The sequence below is a fragment of the Caballeronia sp. GACF4 genome (genome assembly GCF_023631025.1).
Classification (GTDB): domain Bacteria; phylum Pseudomonadota; class Gammaproteobacteria; order Burkholderiales; family Burkholderiaceae; genus Caballeronia.
The window spans coordinates 600,989-621,750 of sequence record NZ_JALQDW010000018.1 but is presented as its reverse complement, the minus strand read 5'-3'; the positions used below and the strand labels follow the sequence as shown (position 1 = coordinate 621,750).

19 protein-coding genes are annotated in these 20,762 nt (G+C 61.3%); 9 read left to right on the top strand and 10 right to left on the bottom strand.

The features are described from left to right. Positions 1 to 121: 121 nt before the first annotated feature. On the top strand, positions 122 to 2,839 hold the full coding sequence (gene mdeB, locus NCR40_RS17945; protein ID WP_250510152.1) for an alpha-ketoglutarate dehydrogenase: 2,718 nt from the start codon (positions 122 to 124) through the stop codon (positions 2,837 to 2,839). On the opposite strand, the gene NCR40_RS17940 is transcribed toward mdeB, so the two are convergent. Then, positions 2,831 to 3,487: a phosphoribosyltransferase gene (locus NCR40_RS17940; RefSeq protein WP_250510151.1), complete on the bottom strand. Its 657-nt coding sequence runs from the start codon at positions 3,485 to 3,487 to the stop codon at positions 2,831 to 2,833. The two genes, mdeB and NCR40_RS17940, sit on opposite strands and share 9 nt — an antisense overlap. Positions 3,488 to 3,655: 168 nt before the next feature. Here NCR40_RS17940 and nadE point away from each other — a divergent pair, with 168 nt between their 5' ends. Together nadE and NCR40_RS17930 are read left to right on the top strand one after the other, a co-directional pair. Continuing rightward, positions 3,656 to 4,525, top strand: coding sequence for an NAD(+) synthase (nadE, locus tag NCR40_RS17935; protein ID WP_250510150.1), 870 nt, complete (start codon positions 3,656 to 3,658; stop codon positions 4,523 to 4,525). 72 nt (positions 4,526 to 4,597) lie between these two features. Further along, positions 4,598 to 6,820: a hybrid sensor histidine kinase/response regulator family protein gene (locus tag NCR40_RS17930; protein WP_250510149.1), complete on the top strand. Its 2,223-nt coding sequence runs from the start codon at positions 4,598 to 4,600 to the stop codon at positions 6,818 to 6,820. 18 nt (positions 6,821 to 6,838) lie between these two features. On the opposite strand, the gene NCR40_RS17925 is transcribed toward NCR40_RS17930, so the two are convergent. From NCR40_RS17925 to ehuB, 9 genes are all read right to left on the bottom strand, one after another. Further along, the gene (locus tag NCR40_RS17925) at positions 6,839 to 7,336 is read right to left on the bottom strand and encodes a hypothetical protein (protein ID WP_250467299.1); all 498 of its coding nucleotides are present in this window, start codon (positions 7,334 to 7,336) and stop codon (positions 6,839 to 6,841) included. After that, positions 7,337 to 8,587: a PQQ-dependent sugar dehydrogenase gene (locus tag NCR40_RS17920; RefSeq protein ID WP_244829691.1), complete on the bottom strand. Its 1,251-nt coding sequence runs from the start codon at positions 8,585 to 8,587 to the stop codon at positions 7,337 to 7,339. It abuts the gene before it with no gap. 115 nt (positions 8,588 to 8,702) lie between these two features. Next, positions 8,703 to 8,870 carry a hypothetical protein gene (locus tag NCR40_RS17915; protein ID WP_250467298.1) on the bottom strand — a complete coding sequence of 56 codons (168 nt, stop codon included), beginning with the start codon at positions 8,868 to 8,870 and terminating at the stop codon, positions 8,703 to 8,705. 189 nt (positions 8,871 to 9,059) lie between these two features. Then, positions 9,060 to 9,452 (bottom strand): DUF3175 domain-containing protein, encoded by a 393-nt coding sequence (locus tag NCR40_RS17910; RefSeq protein ID WP_250510148.1) that lies wholly within the window; start codon positions 9,450 to 9,452, stop codon positions 9,060 to 9,062. Positions 9,453 to 9,521: 69 nt separating this feature from the next. Next, positions 9,522 to 11,078 carry an FAD-dependent oxidoreductase gene (locus tag NCR40_RS17905; protein ID WP_250510147.1) on the bottom strand — a complete coding sequence of 519 codons (1,557 nt, stop codon included), beginning with the start codon at positions 11,076 to 11,078 and terminating at the stop codon, positions 9,522 to 9,524. Positions 11,079 to 11,147: 69 nt separating this feature from the next. Beyond that, positions 11,148 to 11,972, bottom strand: a complete 825-nt coding sequence (gene ehuA / locus NCR40_RS17900; RefSeq protein WP_284503357.1) for an ectoine/hydroxyectoine ABC transporter ATP-binding protein EhuA — start codon at positions 11,970 to 11,972, stop codon at positions 11,148 to 11,150. A 67-nt stretch (positions 11,973 to 12,039) separates the two neighbouring features. Continuing rightward, positions 12,040 to 12,708, bottom strand: coding sequence for an ectoine/hydroxyectoine ABC transporter permease subunit EhuD (ehuD, locus tag NCR40_RS17895; protein WP_250510146.1), 669 nt, complete (start codon positions 12,706 to 12,708; stop codon positions 12,040 to 12,042). Beyond that, complete coding sequence (ehuC, locus tag NCR40_RS17890; protein ID WP_250510145.1) at positions 12,705 to 13,388, bottom strand: ectoine/hydroxyectoine ABC transporter permease subunit EhuC; 684 nt, start codon at positions 13,386 to 13,388, stop codon at positions 12,705 to 12,707. Before ehuC ends, ehuD begins: the two co-directional genes overlap by 4 nt. A 57-nt stretch (positions 13,389 to 13,445) precedes the next feature. Beyond that, positions 13,446 to 14,300, bottom strand: a complete 855-nt coding sequence (ehuB, locus tag NCR40_RS17885) for an ectoine/hydroxyectoine ABC transporter substrate-binding protein EhuB (RefSeq protein WP_250467293.1) — start codon at positions 14,298 to 14,300, stop codon at positions 13,446 to 13,448. A 215-nt stretch (positions 14,301 to 14,515) separates the two neighbouring features. Between ehuB and ehuR the strand changes: the two genes are divergently transcribed. The 6 genes from ehuR (at position 14,516) to NCR40_RS17855 (ending at position 20,750) form a co-directional block, all read left to right on the top strand. Continuing rightward, a complete protein-coding gene (ehuR, locus tag NCR40_RS17880; protein ID WP_250467292.1) occupies positions 14,516 to 15,940 on the top strand; it encodes a MocR-like ectoine utilization transcription factor EhuR in 1,425 nt (474 codons plus the stop codon). Positions 15,941 to 16,034: 94 nt separating this feature from the next. Continuing rightward, on the top strand, positions 16,035 to 17,003 hold the full coding sequence (gene eutB / locus NCR40_RS17875) for a hydroxyectoine utilization dehydratase EutB (RefSeq protein ID WP_250510144.1): 969 nt from the start codon (positions 16,035 to 16,037) through the stop codon (positions 17,001 to 17,003). Next, positions 17,003 to 18,016 carry a cyclodeaminase gene (locus NCR40_RS17870; RefSeq protein WP_250493514.1) on the top strand — a complete coding sequence of 338 codons (1,014 nt, stop codon included), beginning with the start codon at positions 17,003 to 17,005 and terminating at the stop codon, positions 18,014 to 18,016. The genes eutB and NCR40_RS17870 overlap by 1 nt, the downstream gene beginning before the upstream one ends. A gap of 11 nt (positions 18,017 to 18,027) precedes the next feature. Further along, the gene (gene doeA / locus NCR40_RS17865; RefSeq protein ID WP_250510143.1) at positions 18,028 to 19,245 is read left to right on the top strand and encodes an ectoine hydrolase DoeA; all 1,218 of its coding nucleotides are present in this window, start codon (positions 18,028 to 18,030) and stop codon (positions 19,243 to 19,245) included. A 4-nt stretch (positions 19,246 to 19,249) separates the two neighbouring features. Then, on the top strand, positions 19,250 to 20,272 hold the full coding sequence (gene doeB / locus NCR40_RS17860) for a N(2)-acetyl-L-2,4-diaminobutanoate deacetylase DoeB (RefSeq protein WP_250510142.1): 1,023 nt from the start codon (positions 19,250 to 19,252) through the stop codon (positions 20,270 to 20,272). Between the two features lies 1 nt (position 20,273). After that, a complete protein-coding gene (locus NCR40_RS17855; protein ID WP_250510141.1) occupies positions 20,274 to 20,750 on the top strand; it encodes an Lrp/AsnC family transcriptional regulator in 477 nt (158 codons plus the stop codon). Positions 20,751 to 20,762 lie beyond the last annotated feature (12 nt).

Sequence of the window (20,762 nt, the reverse complement as noted above, 5' to 3'; positions counted from 1 at the left end):
TTTAAGAATATCTACACTACAGGAAAGCGCGAAGCCAGCCAAATGAGACGCACATTTTGCGAAGCACTGGATATGCTGTGTAAAACCTCTCTTTGCGCACGCAACGACCCGGAGTCGCGCCATGACCGATTTATCGAGCGGAACCAACCAGCTTCTTTCTCTTGCGAAGGGCCGTGAAGACACGGACCCCGACGAAACCGCCGAATGGCTGGACGCGCTCGATGCCGTCGTCAAGCACGTGGGAAAGGAGCGGGCGCAGTATCTCTTCGACCGGCTCGCCGAACATGCGCGGTCGGTCGGCGTGGAGTCGGCGCGGGCGCGGGCCACGCCGTATCGCAATACCATTGCGCTCGCGCAGCAGCCGCAGTATCCCGGGAACCTGGATGTCGAGGAACGCCTTGCCGCCGTGCTGCGCTGGAACGCGCTCGCCATGGTGGTTCGCGCCAACCGCGCTTATGGCGAACTTGGCGGGCATATCGCGAGTTATGCGTCGGCGGCGGATCTGTTCGAAGTCGGCTTCAATCATTTCTTCCGCGCGGCGGATACGCAAAACGGCGGCGATCTCGTTTATTTTCAGCCGCATTCGTCGCCGGGCGTTTATGCGCGCGCCTATCTCGAAGGCTTTCTTAGCGAAGACCATTTGCGCCATTACCGGCAAGAGATCGCGGGGCCGGGCTTGTGCTCGTATCCGCATCCGTGGCTGATGCCCGACTTCTGGCAATTTCCCACGGGCTCCATGGGCATCGGTCCGATCAACTCGATCTACCAAGCGCGTTTCATGCGCTACCTGCAGAACCGCAATCTGCTGCAAACGGAAGGCCGCAAGGTGTGGGGCTTTTTCGGCGATGGCGAAATGGACGAGCCCGAGTCGATCGGCGCGCTGTCGCTCGCGGCGCGCGAGCAGCTCGACAACCTCGTCTTCGTCATCAATTGCAATCTGCAGCGGCTCGATGGACCGGTCCGCAGTAACGGCCGTATCGTCGATGAACTCGAAGCGCAATTCACTGGCGCGGGCTGGAACGTCATCAAGGTGCTGTGGGGATCGGACTGGGACTCGCTCTTCGAACGCGACCGCACCGGCGCCTTGCTGCGCGCCTTCGCCCATACCGTCGACGGCCAGTTCCAGACTTTCTCCGCCAACGACGGCTGTTACAACCGCGAACGCTTCTTCGGGCAGAACCCGGAACTCGCGTCACTCGTCGCGCATATGTCGGACGAGGACATCGACCGCTTGCGGCGCGGCGGTCACGATGTCCGCAAACTCCACGCGGCCTACGCCAAAGCGCTCGCGCACAAAGGTCAGCCGACCGTGATTCTCGCCAAGACGATGAAGGGCTTTGGCATGGGAACGGTCGGTCAGGGCCGCATGACGACGCATCAGCAGAAGAAGCTCGATCTCGAGGAGTTGAAGGCGTTCCGCGACCGCTTTCGGCTGCCTTTGTCCGATGCCGACGTCGAGCACGTCAAGTTCTACAAGCCCGCCGACGATGCGCCGGAAATGCGCTATCTCCACGAACGCCGTAAAGCGCTCGGCGGTTACTTGCCGCGCCGGCGCGCACGCGCGTCGCAGGCGCTCACGCCGCCCGCGTTGAACACCTGGGCGCAGTTCGCGGTCGATGCCAAGGGCAAGGAAATGTCCACGACAATGGCCTTCGTGCGCATGCTCGGAAGCCTCATGAAAGACGCCGCGATCGGCCCGCGCGTGGTTCCGGTGGTCGCCGACGAAGCGCGCACGTTCGGCATGGCGAACCTTTTTAGGCAGGTTGGCATCTATTCGCCGCTCGGGCAGTTGTACGAGCCGGAAGACATGGGCTCGATGCTTTATTACCGCGAAGACACGCGCGGGCAGATTCTCGAGGAAGGTATTTCGGAGGCGGGCGCGATCTCGTCATGGATCGCGGCGGCGACGTCCTACAGCGTGCACGATCTGCCGATGCTGCCGTTCTACATCTACTACTCGATGTTCGGTTTTCAGCGCATTGGCGACATCATCTTCGCCGCGGCGGATCAGCGTTCGCGCGGCTTTCTCATCGGCGCGACGGCGGGGCGCACGACGCTCGGCGGCGAAGGCTTGCAGCATCAGGACGGTACGAGCCATCTCAGCGCATCGACCATTCCGAACTGCCGCGCCTACGATCCCGCGTTCGCCTACGAAGTCGCCGCGATCGTCGATGAAGGCATGCAGGAAATGATGGTCCGGCAAAACGACGTCTTCTACTACGTCACCGTGACGAACGAAAACTACGCGCAACCGTCCGCGCCCAACGACGCGCTCGACGACGCGACGCGAGCCGGCATCCTGCGCGGCATGTATTGCATCGGCGGTAAAGAAAGCGCGGCGCAGGTCCAGTTGCTGGGCTCCGGCGCGATCCTCAACGAAGCCATCGCCGCGCGCACCATGCTCAAGGACGACTGGAACATAGAAGCCGCCGTGTGGAGCGTGACGAGCTATACCGAGTTGCACCGCGATGGCGCGTCGGCCGAACGCATTGCACGCCTTTCCGATGTCGAGGACAACGCGCTCGAGCCCTACGTCACGCGCGCGCTCGCGGCATCCAATGGACCCGTGATCGCGGCCACCGATTACGTGCGCGCCGTGCCAGAACTCATCCGTGCTTACGTGCCGCGCCGTTACGTGACGCTCGGCACGGACGGCTTCGGCCGCAGCGATACGCGCCAGGCGTTGCGCGCGTTCTTCGAAGTGGACCGCGTGGCTATCGTGATCGCGGCGCTCAAGGCGCTTGCCGATGACGGAACCGTCGACCGCTCCGTACTCGCACAGGCGCGTGCGAAGTACGAACTCAGTGCGGAAGTGAGCGATGCGCCCTGGTTACGTTGAGCGCGCGGCGGCGAGCAGGGCGCGCACTTCGTCGTCGCTGGTTTGATCGAAATCGGCGTAGAACTGGCCGACGCCTAAAAAGTGCGGCGGACGCAGCACACACACGAAGTCGTCGACGGCCTCCTCGAAACGCGCTTCCGATCTCAGTGGCGCGACGGGCAACGCCGCCACGATGCGCGCGGGCCGTGCGGCGCCCGCATGACGTAACGACAGCGCCGCCGCCTTCATGGTCGCGCCGGTGGCAAGGCCGTCATCGATGATGATCGCCACGCGTCCATTCATATCGAGCGGCGGCCGTTCGCCGCGATAAAGCGTCTCGCGCCGCTCGAGTTCGGCGCGCTCCTGGGCGATCACGCCGTCGAGCGCGTCTTCGGTGACGCCGGCGGCGGCGACTATGCGTTCGTCCAGATAGAAGGCATTGCCGGACGCGATGGCGCCCATCGCGAGTTCGGGCTGCACGGGCACGCCGAGCTTGCGCACGACCAGCACGTCGAGTGCGGCGCGCAAGGCATCCGCGACTTCGAAGGCGACCGGCACGCCGCCGCGAGGCAGCGCGAGCACGGTGACATCGTCGCGGTCGGCATAGTCGCGAAGATACGCGGCCAGTACACGGCCTGCGTCGCGACGGCTTTTGAAGACGGAATCCATGGCAATGGGTGCTGCGGGCTGCTTACTTGTCGTTCAAGCATAGTCGTTAAAAGCGCTTGCGTAAGCCCGTCAAACGCGTGCCGATGTGATAAAACTCAAGGCGGAGCCGGGCGCATGAGCGCGTGTTCCAAAGGGACAGCAGGACAGAAAACTTTCCGGGCCGCGAATATGACCAACGATTCCGATTACGCCGCGCGACAGCAATCGATCATCGAGGAACTCAAGGTTTCGCCGTCGTTCGATGAAGCCGCCGAAACCGAATTCCGCATCGCGTTTCTCGCCGACTATCTGGAAGCGCAGAAGCTCAAGACCTATGTGCTCGGCATCAGCGGCGGCGTGGATTCGTCGACGGCGGGGCGTCTTGCGCAACTCGCGGTCGAACGCTTGCGCGCGCGCGGCGCCAATGCGCGTTTCATCGCCATGCGCCTTCCTTACGGTGAGCAGCGCGACGAAGCCGACGCCCAGCGCGCGCTTGCGTTCATCCGGCCCGACGAGACGCTCGTGGTCAACGTAAAGCCCGCAGCCGACGCCATGCTCGCTTCGCTCAACCTCTCGGGCGCGCGCTACATGGACGAGAAGCACGAGGACTTCGTGCTCGGCAACATCAAGGCGCGCCAGCGGATGATCGCGCAATACGCGGTGGCGAGCGCGCGCGTGGGCGTGGTGATCGGCACGGATCACGCGGCGGAGTCCGTGATGGGCTTCTTTACCAAATACGGCGATGGCGGCGCGGATGTCCTGCCGCTTTACGGCCTCGACAAACGCCGCGTGCGCGCGCTTGCCAGATCGCTTGGCGCAAGCGATGAAATCGCCATGAAGGTGCCCACCGCCGATCTCGAAACGCTCACGCCGCAAAAGCCCGACGAAGACAGCTACGGCATCTCTTACGAAGACATCGACGACTTCCTCGAAGGCAAGCGGGTATCCGACGAAGTCTACAAGACCATCTATCGCTTTCACGACGCGACGCATCACAAACGCGTACTGCCAATAACACCTCAGGACGACTGGCGCAAGGGCGCGCTTCGCCACGCCTGAACCGCGTTCGCTTGGACGGCGGGCGCGCACCGGTTACGATATACCCGTCGATTTCATCGCAGGGCGAAACGCTTGAACTCAACAGAGACCGCGACATTCGATCTGCCGCTACCCACGCGTAACTTCGCCCTGACGCGCCGGGTGCTGATGCTCGTGCTGGCCGGCTCGGTCGTCATTCCGTTAGTCTGCCTCAGTATTTATGGCTACTACGACTACGAGCGCCGCTTTTCGGACGCCGAAGAACTTACCGAGCGCCTCTCGCGCGTTGCGAACGAACATGCCATTAAGGTGGTCGATCTCAACCAGCAACTGGAAACGCGCATCGTCGACTTACTGGGCGACAGCGACGACGCCAATATTCAGGGCCGTCAGGAAGCGCTGCATCGCACGCTCGACAGCATGAGCGGGACGCTCGCCCAAGTGGCCGCCATCTCCGTGTTCGGTGCGAATGGCGTTCTGCTGGCCAGCAGCCGCTTCTATCCCGCGCCCGCCGTATCGATTGCAGATCGTGACGACTTTCTGTCCGCCCGCGAAGTCGCGCCCGTCGCGTATTTCTCGCTGCCGCTGCGCGGCAAGGTCGCGAAGTCCGATGTCTTCACCACGACCATGGGCCGCATCAGTCGAGACGGACGCTTTCTCGGCGTCGTGTCGATCGCCCTGAAACGCGCTTATTTCGTCGACTTCTATCGCGAACTCGCGGCGAGCGACAGCGCGCTCGTCATCGGCTTGTACCGGCGCGATGGCGGCATTCTCGCGCGTTATCCCTTGAGCGACGTCGACGCGCAGCCCGCCAACAACACGCCCTTCACCAACGCCTTTCGCAATAACGAAGTCTATGGACAAGCGCGCATGAGTTCGACGGTCGATAACGTCGAGCGGCTCATTGCCTATCGGCGCGTCGGCGACTTTCCGCTCTACGTGGCGACGGGTTACGCGGCTTCCGCCTTGCAAATGCGCTGGCGTCAGCACCTCGGGCTCGTGGCCGCCATCGCGGCGCTGCCTTGCATCGCCGTGTGGCTCTTGATTGCGTTCTCCATTCGCCGTCTGAACGCCGAACAGGTGGCGTGGGAGCAATGGCAGTCAGAAGTCGCTTCGCGGCTGTCGATAGAGGCGTCGAGCAGGCAATTGCAGCGCATGGGCGCGCTCGGCAATCTCGTCGCCAACGTCGCGCACGACTTCAATAACTTGCTGATGGTCGTCGGCTCGAACATGGAACTCGCGCGGCGCAAGCACTTCAACGGCGTGGAAAGCGAAGTCATTGCGGTGGAGCGTGCGACGGCGGGCGCGGAATCGCTTGCGCGCCGCCTGATGAGCGTGGCGCGCAAGCATCCGCAAAAGCAGGAACTGCTCGATCCATCCAACTGGCTCAAGACCACGCTCGATCTCGTCAAGAGCGCGGTGCCGCCGTCCGTTTCGGTGAAGGTGGAATTGTCGCCGGACTTGTGGCGGGTAAGGGCCGATCCGGTCGAACTGGAGCTGGCGCTGGTCAACATCGCCGTCAATGCAAGCGAGGCCATGTTGCATAGCGGGCGTCTCGTCATCCGTTGCCAGAACGCGCGCGTGCGCAACGGCGAAAGCGACTTGCCCGAAGGGGAATACGTGCTCATTTCCGTGACCGATAACGGCGAAGGAATGAACGAAGAGGTACTGCGTCGCGCCTTCGAGCCGCTGTTCACGACGAAAGAGCGCGGCGCGGGCACGGGCCTCGGCTTGACGCAGGTGCTCGCGGCTTGCGAGCAGGCGGGGGGCACCGCGCGTATCACGAGCGTGCCAGGCTCGGGCACGACCGTGCGGCTTTATCTGCCGCGTCATCACGCGTCGGCATCGGTGGCGGTGCCCGTTCCGGTTCACGTTCCGCCTGTGAGCGTGGCGCCCGTGCCGAAGGCCGAAGCGCCGCGCCCGGCGCCATCGTTCAACGACGAAGAGCATCCGCTGCGTGGCTTGACCGTGCTGGTTGTCGAAGACAACGTCGATGTCGCTGCCGGCGTGATGGCCGTGCTCGAAGTGCTGGGCTGTGTCGTTCATCACGAAGAGAGCGCGGATGCCGCTTTTGCGCTGCTCGGCGAAGGCTACAGCTTCGACCTGATTCTCTCCGATGTGCAAATGCCCGGTCGCATGAACGGCGTCGATCTGGCCGAGCAGATCACGCAGCGACTGCCCGCGCAGAAGCTTATTCTCATGACAGGCTATGCGGACGAACTGGACCGTGCGAGGCATCTCAATGTGCCGATTCTCGCGAAACCTTTCGACATGGACGATCTCGTCGATGTGGTCGCACCGGGCGTGCCGCACTGAAGATGCCGGGCTGGTATCTTAGCCCTTGTCGTGAGTGGAGAACCCGCGCGCGCCGACGAGCGGATTGAAGCCGGCGGACTTGCGTTGGCTTGGTTCATCGCTTGCCTTCGATGAACGCGATGCCGTCCCGCTCGAGCTTTTGCTTTTGCCATCGAGCTGATCGAGCAGCGCTTCGTCGTCTTCGGGCGCTTCGTCGGATGACGCCGCGGCCTTGGCGCTCGCGCCGGCGCCCGCCGCGAGATGTTCCACCACCGACATGAAGTCTTTTTGCGCCGATCGCAGCGGGCGGCCCGGCATCATGGTGAGCACCACGGCCTCGTGCACCGAGCGATCGTCGACGGTACGCAGGGAAGCGGCTTCGCTCCAGTCGATCGCGCTGTTCGCGTAAGCCGCGATCACGTGATGCAACACGGCAGGCGAAAGCACGCCGGCGTCGTAAAGGCCGACGATCTGCCGTTCGGCGAGCGCGAACAAGCTCGATGTGACGGCCTTCGCCTTGGGCTTGCGCGCGGCCATTTACTTCGCAGCCGGCGCAACGCGCCATACGCTATTGCCGACATCATCCGCGACGAGCAACGCGCCGCTGTGGTCCACCGCGACGCCGACGGGACGACCGAGCGCGTGGCCATCGGTGGAGAGAAAGCCTGTCAGTATGTCTTCGGGCGGACCGGACGGCTTGCCGTCATCGAACGGAACGAACACGACCTTATAGCCGCTCCTCGGCTTGCGATTCCACGAGCCATGCTGACCGATGAAGGCGCCGCTCCAGTAATGCTGCGGGAACGCTTTGGCATCGTAAAACGTGAGTCCGAGCGATGCCGTATGCGCACCGAGTGCATAGTCCGGCGGGATTGCCGACAGCACGAGCTCATCGCGCTGCGGCTTCACGCGGTCATCCACATGCTGGCCGTAATAGCTGTACGGCCAGCCGTAGAAGGCGCCGTCTTTGACCGAGGTCATATAGTCGGGCACGAGGTCGTCGCCGAGTTCGTCGCGCTCGTTGACCACGGTCCATAGCGCGCCGCTTTGCGGTTGCCACGACATGCCGTTCGGGTTGCGCAAGCCCGTGGCGAAGAGGCGGGTCTGCTTCGATTCGATATCGACTTCCATGATCGCCGCGCGGCCGCTTTCGGCATCGATACCGTTTTCCGCGGCGTTGCTGTTCGAGCCGACCGTCACGTAAAGCCGCTTGCCGTCCTGACTCGCGATGATGTTTTTGGTCCAGTGATGGTTGATCGGGCCAGCAGGCAAGTCGATGAACTTCTCTCCCGGTGTCGTGATCTGCGTGGCGCCCGGTTCGTACTTGTAGCGCATGACGGCGTCCGTGTCGGCGACGTAGAGATCGTCACCGACTAGCACCATGCCGAACGGAGAATGCAGCTTGTCGATGAACACCGTGCGCGTTTCCGCTATGCCGTCTCCGTCCGAGTCACGCAAGAGGACGATGCGGTCGGGACTCGGCACCGCCGCGCCCGCGCGCTTCATCACCTTCTTCATCACGAGGCCTTTGATGCCCGCGTTTGTATCGTGCTGCGCGGGCGCATTGCTTTCCGCGACGAGCACATCGCCGTTGGGAAGCGTGGCGAGCCAGCGCGGATGATCTAGACCGGTTGCATAAGGAGTAACGTTGAACCCTGCGGCCGCAATGGGCATTTGTCCTTGCTGCCAGGGCTTGGCAGGCGCGATGTTCACGGTTGGCAACATCGACTTATGCGGCGCGGGCAGGGACGGGTCCGGGCCGAAGCCAGGCGCGTAGTCGTCGGCCATTGCAGCAGTATTCGTGGCCGCAAGCGCCACGAGCAGCGCAGCGGTACGCGTGAGAGGGTGCAGGTTCAAGCTGGTCTCCAGGAGATTGGCAGGGACTGCAACGCTGAGAGTCGTCTCAGCCGCCGCCAATACCTTGCGTCACCTTGCCCGTGCCGCCGCATGTGTCGCACTTCTCGCCGTCGAGCTTGCCCGAGCCGTTGCAGGCCGGACACAAGTCTTCGCCGGTTCCGGGCACGCCGGGTTCGGCTTCGTCGCCGGGGCTAAGCGGTGGGTCTTCAGTCATGGTGTCTCCTGTCTTCTTCCGTAGGTAATCCATGAGCGAGCAAGAGTCGTTCCCTCGACAAGACGGCCTCCCGCTCAGGTGTGCCCTGATGCTCAGACGAATACGCAGCACCAGCCGTTGATATAACGGCGGACAAAGTCAGCCTTGATCGATCGTGTTGCAGTGGCTCGCATTGCGCTAGCCCGTGTTTCAAGGCTTGCGTCCGAATGCTTCGCGCAACCGCTTCTTGGCGCGCTCCAGCGTGCTGCGGCGTGACTTCGGCAAATTGCGCCCGGCGCGGTTGATATAAAAATTTAGCATCGCCATGGCCGATTGAAACGGCGAGCCCTTGCGACGCTTGCTTCTGGTCGACGAGCGCTTCAACGAATCCGCGATCTCGTCCGCGTTACCGGTCTTGAAGATACTTCCCTCGATATCCATTGCGTCGCTGGTCTCCATCACATGATGCGACCAGCGTTTGGGCGAGGGTTTCGCTGTCGACTTTTTACCGGTGGTAGCGAGGCCGTGTCGCTGACGCGTGCTGTTCGACTTGCCGCGAGGCTTCGCCTTGCTCGTCCTCGTCTTGGTCTTTCGAGTTGCCATAGCCTATTCCTCTTAAGCCAAATAATTTCTGCGTTGTGTCGAGCAATGGGGCGGCGCGCCATCGACCGTTTAGCTACTCGCAACGCGCCGTGCGGCTTCGAGCGTGATCGGCTCGCGCATGGCTTCGGCAAGCCGGCCTATGGCGGCTCCATGCCCGCATCCGACCACCGCGCGAACCTCGCCGTCTTTCAGCAGGTAAGCGATGAACTGCTGCTGATCGAGATCGCCATCTATTTCGACGTGCTCGGGTTCTCTGACGTGGCCGAGATACTCGAAGTTCTTGTCGTAATGAAAGGTCCAGAAAAAAGGCACGCCGATGTAATCGCGTGCGATGCCCGCCATGTTGTACGCCGCCACGCGCGCATGTTGCTGGGCGACGCGCCAATGTTCGATGCGACCCATTGCACCGGCACGCGGCAACGGAAAGCGCGCGATGTCGCCCGCTGCGTAGAGACTCGGCGCGGCAAGCATCGACGCATCGACTTCCATGCCTTCGTCGTCGCCCATCGTGACGCCAGTGATGAAGTCCGTAGCCGGCGTCACGCCCGTTCCCGCAATCACGACATTGGCCTGTAGCCGTTCGCCGGATTCGAGCAGCACTTCGCGCACGGCGTCGTCGCCTTCGAACGCGCTGACATGCGTATCCATATGGAACGTCACGCCGTTTTGTTCATGCATGCGCTTGAACATCTCGCCGATGCGCGTACCGAACTGCTTTTCGAATGGCACCTTGCCGGGCGCGACGACAGTGACTTCGATCTTGCGCTTACGAAGACACGAAGCCACTTCCAGACCGATGAAACTCGCCCCGACGATCACGACGCGCACAGGTGATTGCACTGCATCGAGCGATGCAAGAATCTCTTTTGCATGTTCGCGATTGCGCAGCAGATGGATATGCTTAAGGTTTGAACCCGGCGCCTTGAGCGGCTTGGGCGTGCCGCCCGTGCAAACGAGCGCGGCGTCGTAATCGACTGTCCGACCGCTGGCGAATTCGGCTTGCTTGTTGCTCGCGTCGAGTCGCACGGCGCGTGTCAATTCGCGTTCGATCTTATGAGCGTCGAAGAAATCGTCGTCGAGAAGGGGTGGAACATCGTCGGGCGGCATGTCGCCTGACAGCACGAACTTGCTTAGCGAAGTGCGATCGTAAGGCTCGCGTGCATCGTCGCCAGCGAGCACGATACGCCCGCTGAAACCGGCTTCGCGCAGCGCCGCGCATGCCGCGGCGCCTGCGGCGCCCGCGCCGACGATGAGCATGGTCTTATCCGCGCCATGCTCGTCTTGCGTCTTCGGCGCTTCGGCACCGAGCGAGACAAATACATCGCCATTCGACACGGTGACCGGATAACGCGTCAGACCTTTGAGCGCCGGCGGCTCGACGAGACTGCCATCACTAATTTCAAACGTGCCCTTGTGCCACGGGCAAACGATGCGGCCGTTGCAGATCGCGCCTTCTTCGAGCGGCGCGCCTGCATGCGGACAGTCGGGTGAAAAGGCGTGCACGGCCTGACCGTCGCGCACGAGAAGAATCGGTGTTTCGCTCGCATCGTGCTTGATGCACACACGCGTGCCGTGCCCGGTGGGCAAGTCGTCCACGCGAGCGACCTTATGCTGGGAAGGGGACATTGCACTCTCCGGTGTCTATCCCCGGAGCAGGAAGCAATTCCCGGACCGCTTGCCAGCTGAATGCTTGGATTAGAGCGCCTCCGTGACCGCGCGCAAAAACTGCTTGGTGCGTTCATGTTGCGGCGCGGTGAAGAACTGCTGCGGCGCGGCCTGCTCGATGATCTTTCCTTCTGAGAAGAAGCAGACGCGATCCGCGAAGTCTTTTGCAAAGCCCATCTGATGTGTGACCATCAACATGGTGAGGTTATGTTCGGAGCCTAAGCGCCGAATGACATTGAGGACCTCACCGCAGAGTTCGGGATCGAGCGCGGAGGTCACTTCGTCGAAGAGCATGATTTTAGGGCGCATGGCAAGCGCCCGCGCGATGGCTACGCGCTGCTGCTGTCCACCCGACAATTGCGAAGGATAGTGACCGCATTTTTCCGACAAACCGACCATGGATAGCAACTCGCGTCCACGTTCGATTGCTTCCTTCTTCGAAAGACCTAGCACGCTCGTAGGCGCTTCAATGACGTTCGTGAGCGCGGTCATGTGCGGGAACAGGTTGAAGCTCTGAAACACCATGCCGATCTTGCTGCGCACTTGCCGCACATGTCGTTGCGACGCGGGTACGAGCTTGCCGCCGCGCATCTCATGCGTGAGAGACTCGCCATCGACTTCGATTACGCCGTCGGTCAAGGGATCGAGCGTCATCAACACGCGCAGCAGCGTGGATTTCCCCGAGCCGCTCGGCCCGATGATCGCGACCTTCTCGTTACGCGCGATATCCAGATCGAGTCCATCGAGCACGGTAAGCGCGCCGTAGCGCTTCGTCACGTTGCGAAAGCGCACCATCGGCGTATTGGCTTGCGCGTCGGCGGCTTCGCCTAACGACGGGTCGAGGTCTCGTTTCATCGGTTGCTCCTTGATTTCCATTACCGTGCGCCATCCGCCGGGTTAGCCATCGTGTCTCCGCGCGAAATCATGGCAACCTGACCCGCCGTTCGAGGTGACGCACGCCCGAAGCGAAAGTCACGCTGATGATCAGAAAGAAGACGCCCGTCATGGTGATCGGTTCGAGATAGCGGAAGGTTTCCGAGCCGATGTTCTTCGCCTGCTGCATCAATTCGACCACGGTAATGGCTGACAACACGGGCGTGTCCTTGAACATGGCGACGAGGTAATTGCCGAGCGCGGGAATCACGGGACGAATGGCCTGTGGCAGAATCACGCCGCCATACGTGCGCCAGGGCGACAACGACAGCGCACAGGCCGCTTCCCATTGTCCACGCGCGACGCCGTTGAGTCCTGCGCGATAAACCTCCGACACGTAACACGCATAGTGCACGGCAATGCCGATGGTGCCCGCCATCAACGCCGACATGGTGAGTCCATAAAGCGGCGCAACGTAAAAGAGCACATACACCTGAATCAAAAGCGGCGTGCTGCGAATAAACTCGATGAAGAAAGCCGTCGCCTTCGAGACGAAAGCGATCTCGCTGCGTCGCAGTATTGCGAGCACGAGGCCCAGCACCAGCGCGATGGCAAACCCCACTAGCGTGATGCCGATGGTGTATAACGCGGCGTGCAGCAGTTCCGGCAGGATATGCAGCGCGTATTTCACATCGAAGAGTTGACCGAATGTCGTCATGATGCGGCCCTCGGCACGACGCGACGAACGGCGACGTGACTGCTTACACGGCGCTCGAAGTGACGCATTACCGTGACGATGATCTGCGCCAGTACGAAGTAGATCAGCAGCGTCAGCCCGAAGATTTCCGCTGTCTTGAAGGTCGCTTCATCGAGTTGTCGCGCGCGGAACGTCAGGTCCGAAAGCGTGATCAGCGACACGAGCGAAGTCCCTTTGAGTAATTCGATCATGAGGTTCGTGGCTGGCGGCAGTGCGTTGATCATGGCTTGAGGCAACACGACGCGGCGCAGCCTGACCCATGCCGGCATGTTGAGTGCCAGTGCTGCTTCGTATTGTCCGCCTGCCACCGAGTGCAATGCGCCGCGCAGAATCTCGGAGCCATAAGCGCCGTAATGCAAACCCAAACCAACGATGGCCACGGTAAAGGGCGTCAACTGAATACTGAAGGGCGGCAAGGGCAGCACGAAGAACAGCCAGAACAATTGCACCAGCAAGGACGTGCCGCGAAAGACTTCGACATAGACATTGCCAAGCCAGCGCAGAGCACGATAAGGCGCTTCGCGCAGCGTCGTTGCGATGCCCGCCATGACGATCGCAAGCATGATGCTGAGCACGGCGATCTGGATCGTGACGAGCGTGCCTTTCCACATCAGCGGCAGTAGCTCATTGAGGTCACTCATGACGGTTCCTCGCTAAATGAACGACGCGACGCGCGCCTGTACCGAATGTATCTCTGCTCAACCGCCGCAAAGTTCAGGCGCTTTCTTCGTGGTCAGATTCGTCTTGTCGAAGCCGAACGGTCCCACCGTTTTCAGATGATCGTCCGTGCCGAGCCAGGCATGGAGTTCCTTGTTGACCGCATCGCGCAGATCGGTATCTTCGGGGCGAAAGGCGAGTGCGCCATAGCCCGTATGCTTCGGGTCGTCGTTAAACTGGCTCGTTGCTTCGACTAGCGGACCGCCCTTCGTCGCAAGACCCTTCATGGTGAGTGAGGTGCCAACGGCTGCATCGGCGCGGCGTGCGCGCACGGCCTGCAATTGCGCGGTGGTATCGGGCACCTGAAGAATCTGATCGTCCTTGATGCCCGCCTCGCGTGCATAACCGAGTTCCGCCGTGCCGGCCATTACTGCGAGTTTCGTGTCGCCTTGCTTGGCGACATCGGCGTAACTGTGAAGGTTTTTGGGGTTGCCCTTGAGCGTCAGCAACGTGTCGGGAATCTGATATTGCGGATCGGCGAAAGCAACCTGCTTGCAGCGCTCGGGCGTAATGTACATGCCCGCTGCAATCACATCGAAACGGCCTGCCTTGAGGCCCGGAATGAGCGCGCCCCATTCGGTCAGCACCGCATCGACTTTCTTGACGCCCAGTTTGGCGAATACTTTCTTGGCGATTTCCGGCGATTCGCCCGTCACGGTGCCGTCGGCCGTCGTATAGGCGAAGGGCGTTTCGTTCGCATAGCCGATGCGCACCTCGCCGGTGCGTTGAATCCGTTGCAAGGTGGTTTCCGCGGCAGCGCCCGCGCTGAAGGCACTCAAGCTCGCCGCGGCGACGCATGCGGCCACCAGCATTCCAGACAGTCGTTTGGTCTTCATAGCGTTTTCCGTTTATAGCGTTGGTAGCGTTCGTATGGTCTATTGCGCGCGTTCCTTGAAGGCTGCGGCTAGATCGGTCATGGAGAAAACCCTTATAGGAAGCGGTCTTCACAGGCTTTACCGCGCAGCCACCAATGCAGAATACAAAGCCATATATTTGTTCCGATTGCTCTAGGACAATTATTTTTCAAGGAGCTTTTGCGCCACTATTGCGCATGAGTCAAGCGCACGAGGAGTGGAAATTGAATCAGCGATGGCGCGAGGCCGTACGCACCGTGCAAGGCGTACAGTCGAAATACAAGCGGCTCGTCAAGGCGATGGCGCTGGATATCGAGAACGGCACACTGGCTTCAGGCGCACGCTTGCCGCCGCAACGCGAGGTCGCGGCGGATCTGGAAATCAGCGTGCAGACGGTCACCAATGCCTATAAAGAACTCGAGCGCCAGGGGCTGATTCGCTGTGAAGTCGGGCGCGGCAGCTTCGTCGCGGCGCGCGTCACAGAGACCATGTCCAACTACATGCTCGATACGGCCGAGCGCTCCGTGGTCGACTTTTCGATTGCGCGTATCGTCCATACGCCCGAACACGATGCAATGTGGCGCAAGGTCTGCGCGACGCTTGCAACCATCGAGGATCAGCCCTGGATACGCGCGTTTCGTCCGATTGCGGGTTTCGAGCATCATCGGCAAGCGGGTGTTGCTTGGCTCGAATCGCTCAACATGCCTGCGACCGCTGAGACGCTCCTAGTCACGAATGGTGCTGCGCACGGCATCTTTCTGGCGCTTGCTTCCATTGTCGGACCGGGCGATACCGTGCTCTGCGAGAGCCTGACCGATCACGGCGTCATAGGCTCCGCGAACGTGCTCGGCTTCACGCTCAAGGGACTGGAAATCGACGAACATGGCATACGTCCCGAACATTTCGAGGAAATGTGCGACAGCGAGCGCGTAAGCGCACTGGTCTGCACACCGACGCTCAATAATCCCACGGTCGCCATCTTGACCGACTCGCGCCGGCGCGCGATTGCGCGCATTGCAGAGCGATACGGCGTGTATGTCATCGAAGACGATGTCTACGGCGCGTTGCCCGCCAAGGCGCAGACGCCGATAGCAAGCCTGATCCCCGAACTGGCGTTCTATTGCACGAGCATGACGAAGTCAGTGTTAAGCGGCTTGCGCACGGGCTTCATGACCGTGCCACGGCGTCTTGCCTTGCGCGCGGAAAGCGTGTTGCGCGTATCGAGTTGGATGGCGACCTCGCCGATAGCCGAAGTCACCGCGCGCTGGATCATGGACGGCACGGCGCAACGTCTCGTGCAGATACAACGCGAGCGGCTTTCGATGCGTCAGAGTGTCGTGCGTGAAGTGCTGGGAGAATATGTGCTCGGCAGCCATCCGAACGCGCTCTCTGCGTGGCTGCGCGTGCCGGATGAATGGGAAGCGGAACGTATCACGCGCGAACTGCGCAACCGCAATATCGCGGTGACATCGCCCGATCCGTTTCTCGTGCGCGGCGCTGAGCGGCCCAATGCGGTGCGTCTGTGCGTGGGCGCCGAAGTGGGCGAGGCGAGCTTTCGCACGGCCATAGAGACCATTCGCGAAGTCTTCGAGCAATTTCCGCACGTGCACGACTTCAACTAATCTCGCATGCGCGGAAATGAACTAGGACAATTCAAAACGATTTTTTAGGACATTAGACTCGGTTGCATCGACACTTGCTCAATGCAATCGCGCCATGTCCGCACTCACGCTCGACGATGTTTATCGCGCACGCCAACGCATCGAAGGGCGTGTGCTCGTCACGCCGCTCGTGCAGTCGGCGACACTCTCGCGCGTTGTAGACGCACCTGTCTACCTCAAACTCGAAACGCTTCAGCCTACCGGCAGCTTCAAGTTGCGCGGCGCGACCAACGCATTGGCGCAACTCGCGGAAGCAGGGTGCAAGCGTGTCGTGACGGCATCGACGGGTAATCATGGCCGTGCGATCGCGCATGCGGCGCGCGCGCTGGGAATCGAGGCCGCAGTGTGCATGTCATCGCTTGTGCCAGCGAACAAGGTGGATGCGGTCGCGGCGCTCGGCGCGCGCGTCGTGATTGCAGGCAAGAGCCAGGACGATGCACAAGTCGAAGCGCAGCGCCTGGTGCGCGAAGAAGGCTATGCGTTCGTACCGCCTTTCGACGATGCGCGCGTCATTGCGGGGCAGAGCACCATTGGTCTGGAGATTATCGAAGCGCTTCCCGACGCATCCGCTATCGTCGTGCCCCTGTCGGGCGGCGGTCTTTTCAGCGGCGTGGCATTCGCGGCAAAAGGCATGAGGCCAGGCATCGAAATGATCGGCGTATCCATGCAACGCGGCGCCGCCATGCATGCGAGCCTCGAGGCGGGCAAACCCGTTCTCGTCGATGAACTCGAGACGCTGGCGGATTCGCTCGGCGGCGGCATTGGTCTCGACAACCAGCATACGTTCGCGATGACACGTGAATTGATCGATCGCATGGTGCTCCTCGATGAGCGTTCGATTGCTCGCGGCATTGCACATGCATATAACGAAGAGCGGCTCGTGGTGGAGGGCGCAGCGGCCGTCGGCATCGCGGCTGTGCTGGATGGTGCCATCAGGCCGCGTGAAGGTGGGCCAGTGGTTATCGTCGTGAGCGGTTGCAACATCGATATCGATACGCACCGCCGCCTGATTGGAGCGCTTTGATGACGTCTTCAATCGATCGTTCCACCATCTTGCTAGGCGAAGCGGAGCTGCGCGAACTCGTGCCGCTCGACCTCGATGCGATCGCACAGATCGAAGCTGCCTTCCGTTCGCTTGCGACAGAAGCGGTGGCGATGCCGCCGATTCTTCGCCTCGACATTCCCGAACACGCTGGCGAAGTCGACGTAAAAACCGCTTATTTGCCGGGTCTTCTGAGTTTTGCGATCAAGGTCAGTCCTGGCTTCTTCAACAATCCCTCTCTGGGTTTGCCGAGCTTGAACGGTCTCATGCTCGTGCTTTCGGCGCGCACGGGACTGACGCAAGCCGTGCTGCTCGACAACGGCTATCTCACGGCGGTACGCACGGCGGCAGCGGGTGCTGTCGCCGCACGCTGGCTCGCAAGACATGACGCCAAACGCGTGGCGATCATCGGTGCGGGCGAACAGGCGCGCCTTCAACTCAAAGCGTTGCGACTGGTACGCGACATCGATCACGTGACCGTGTGGGCCCGCGAAGGCGAGCGCGCGTTGCACTACGCACGCGATTGTGAAGCGGCGGGCCTTGAATGGGCTGTCGCCGATAGCGTGAGCCACGCGCTCAGGCATGCGGATATCGCCATCACCACGACACCTAGCCGCGAGCCGTTGATTCACGCCCGCGATCTTCATGCGGGCTTGCATATCACCGCGATGGGTTCGGATGCCGAGCACAAGAACGAGATTGCGCCAGACGTGTTCAAGGCGGCGCGCTACGTGTGCGACCGCTTGCAGCAAACGCGCGTGCTTGGCGAACTACATCACGCGATAAGCGCAGGGGTTATCGCCGCCGATGCATCGTTCGCCGAATTGGGACAGATCATCGCGCAGCAAGTGCAAGGCCGCATGAGCGATGACGACATCACCGTATGCGATCTCACCGGCACCGGCGCGCAGGACACGGCCATTGCAGCACTTGCGCTTGCAAGAGCACGCGCGACGCGTGCAGGAAGCATCTTTCACAACGACGTGACGCTTTGACAGAGGGGACGATGTCCGAAATCAAGCAAGAGAAGCGAGGCGAAGCGCCGGTCGTGCGCTTGCCGTTCGATCGCGGCGAGTACGACGCGCGCATGGCGAAGACGCGACGCGCAATGGAGAAAGCAGGTATCGACCTGATGATCGTGACGGACCCGACCAACATGGCATGGCTCACCGGTTACGACGGCTGGTCATTCTATGTGCATCAATGCGTGCTGCTTGCCATGGATGGCGAGCCGGTATGGTTCGGTCGCGGGCAAGATGCGAACGGCGCGAAGCGCACGGTGTTCATGGCGCACGAGAATATCGTCGGATATCCGGATCACTACGTGCAGTCTCAGGTTCGTCATCCGATGGACTTTCTCTCGATTGAAGTCATCGTCGCGCGCGGATGGGACAAGAAGCATATCGGTGTGGAGATGGACAATTACTACTTCAGTGCGAAGGCGTATGCGTCGCTCGTTCAGCACTTGCCCAACGCGAAGTTCAAGGACGCGACCGCGCTCGTCAACTGGCAGCGTGCGGTGAAATCGCCGCGCGAGATCGAATATATGCGTGTGGCGGCGCACATCGTCGAGAAGATGCACGCGCGCATTCTCGACAAGGTCGAGCCTGGCATGAGGAAGTGCGACCTCGTCGCGCAAATCTATGACGCCGGCATCACGGGCGTCGAAGGCTATGGCGGCGACTATCCGGCTATCGTGCCGCTCTTGCCTACTGGCTCGGATGCAGCGGCGCCACATCTCACATGGGACGACTCCGCGTTCACTGCGAATGCCGGGACGTTTTTCGAAATCGCCGGATGTTTCAAGCGCTATCACTGTCCGCAATCGCGCACGGTTTATCTCGGCAAACCGCCGCAGCATTTCATCGATGCCGAGAAGGCGGTAGTCGAAGGCATTGAAGCAGGACTCGCCGCTGCGAAGCCGGGCAACAAGACCGAGGACATCGCCAATGCGTTCTTCGCGGTGCTGCGCAAGTCGGGTATCGAGAAGGATAGCCGCTGCGGTTATCCCATCGGTGCGAGTTATCCGCCCGACTGGGGCGAGCGCACCATGAGCTTGCGGCCGGGGGACAAGACGGTCCTCGAACCCGGCATGACGTTTCATTTCATGCCGGGACTATGGCTCGATGACTGGGGTCTCGAGATCACGGAAAGCATCCTGATTACCGATACCGGCGTCGAGACTTTCTGCAATACGCCTCGCAAATTGTTCGTGAAGGAGTAGTACGATGCGCGCGTCACCGATCAGTCCGACCGTCGACTTCGAAGCCGACGGCGAACAACACGGCTTCCTGAAGCTGCCGTATTCGCGCAACGATTCGGCGTGGGGTGCGGTAATGATTCCGGTCACGGTCATCAAGCGCGGCGACGGACCGACCGTGTTGCTCACGGGCGGCAATCACGGTGACGAGTATGAAGGGCCGATCGCGTTGTCGAAGCTCGCATCGACGTTGAAGGCCGGCGATATCAATGGCCGCGTGATCGTAGTGCCGTTCATGAATTACCCGGCGTTTCGCGCGGGTACGCGCACGTCGCCCATCGACGCGGGTAATCTCAATCGCAGCTTTCCGGGCCATCCCGATGGCACGGTGACGCAGAAGATAGCCGATTACTTTCAGCGTCATTTGCTGCCCTTGGCGGACTACGTTCTCGACATTCATGCAGGCGGGCGTACGCTCGATTTTCTTCCGTTCGCGGCGACTCACGTGTTGGCGGATGCACGGCAACAGGCTCGCTGCGAAGCCGCCATGCGCGCGTTCGGCGCACCTTATTCAATGCGCATGCTCGAACTCGATAGCGTCGGTTTATACGACAGCGCAGCCGAAGAGGCGGGCAAGGTGTTCGTCTCCACCGAACTCGGTGGCGGCGGTTCATCCACTGCTGCTAGCGTCGCCATCGCGGAACGCGGCGTGTATGGCTTCCTCGCCCATGCGGGCATCATCGACAAAGAAAGCGTGATTGGCGAAGCGCGCACGACCACGCTGCTCGATATGCCCGATGACGCGTGCTATACGACGAGCGAACATGCGGGCTTGCTGGAGATGTGCCGCGATCTTGGCGACATGGTGGCCGAGGGCGACGTGCTCGCGCGTGTTCATGACATCACGCGCTCTGGCGCGACGCCGGTCGAATATCGCGCAAAGCGTGCGGGACTGCTTGCGGCAAGGCACTTTCCTGGCCTCGTACAAACAGGGGACACGGTGGCTGTCGTGGCCGACATCATCGAACGCAACATACCGGTGACGATCTGACTTGACCAAACTCGACCGATACGATCTGGCTATCTTACGCATCCTCGCGGGCGACGGACGCATTACGAAGTCGCGTCTGGCGGAGAAGGTGAACCTGTCGATCTCACCTGCATGGGAGCGTGTGAAGCGGCTCGAAGAAAGCGGGATAGTCAAGGGATATCGGGCGAATATCGACTGGACGTCGGCGTTCAAGGGAAGCCGTATCGTCGTGGAAGTTACGCTCTCGCGGCATACCGCGTCAGACATGAGACGCTTCGAAGACCGCGTGCAACAAGCGTCCGAGATCGTGCAGTGCGTGGCGACAGGTGGTGGTGTCGATTACGTGCTGCATGTAGTCGCGCGGGACATAGACCACTACCAGCGCTTCATCGACTCGTTGCTGGTCGAGGAACTCAGCATCGAAAAGTACTTCACGTATATCGTGACCAAGGTCATCAAGGACGATTGCGGTGGTCCGCCCGAGTGGGCGCAAGTTTGAGTCGCGAACATC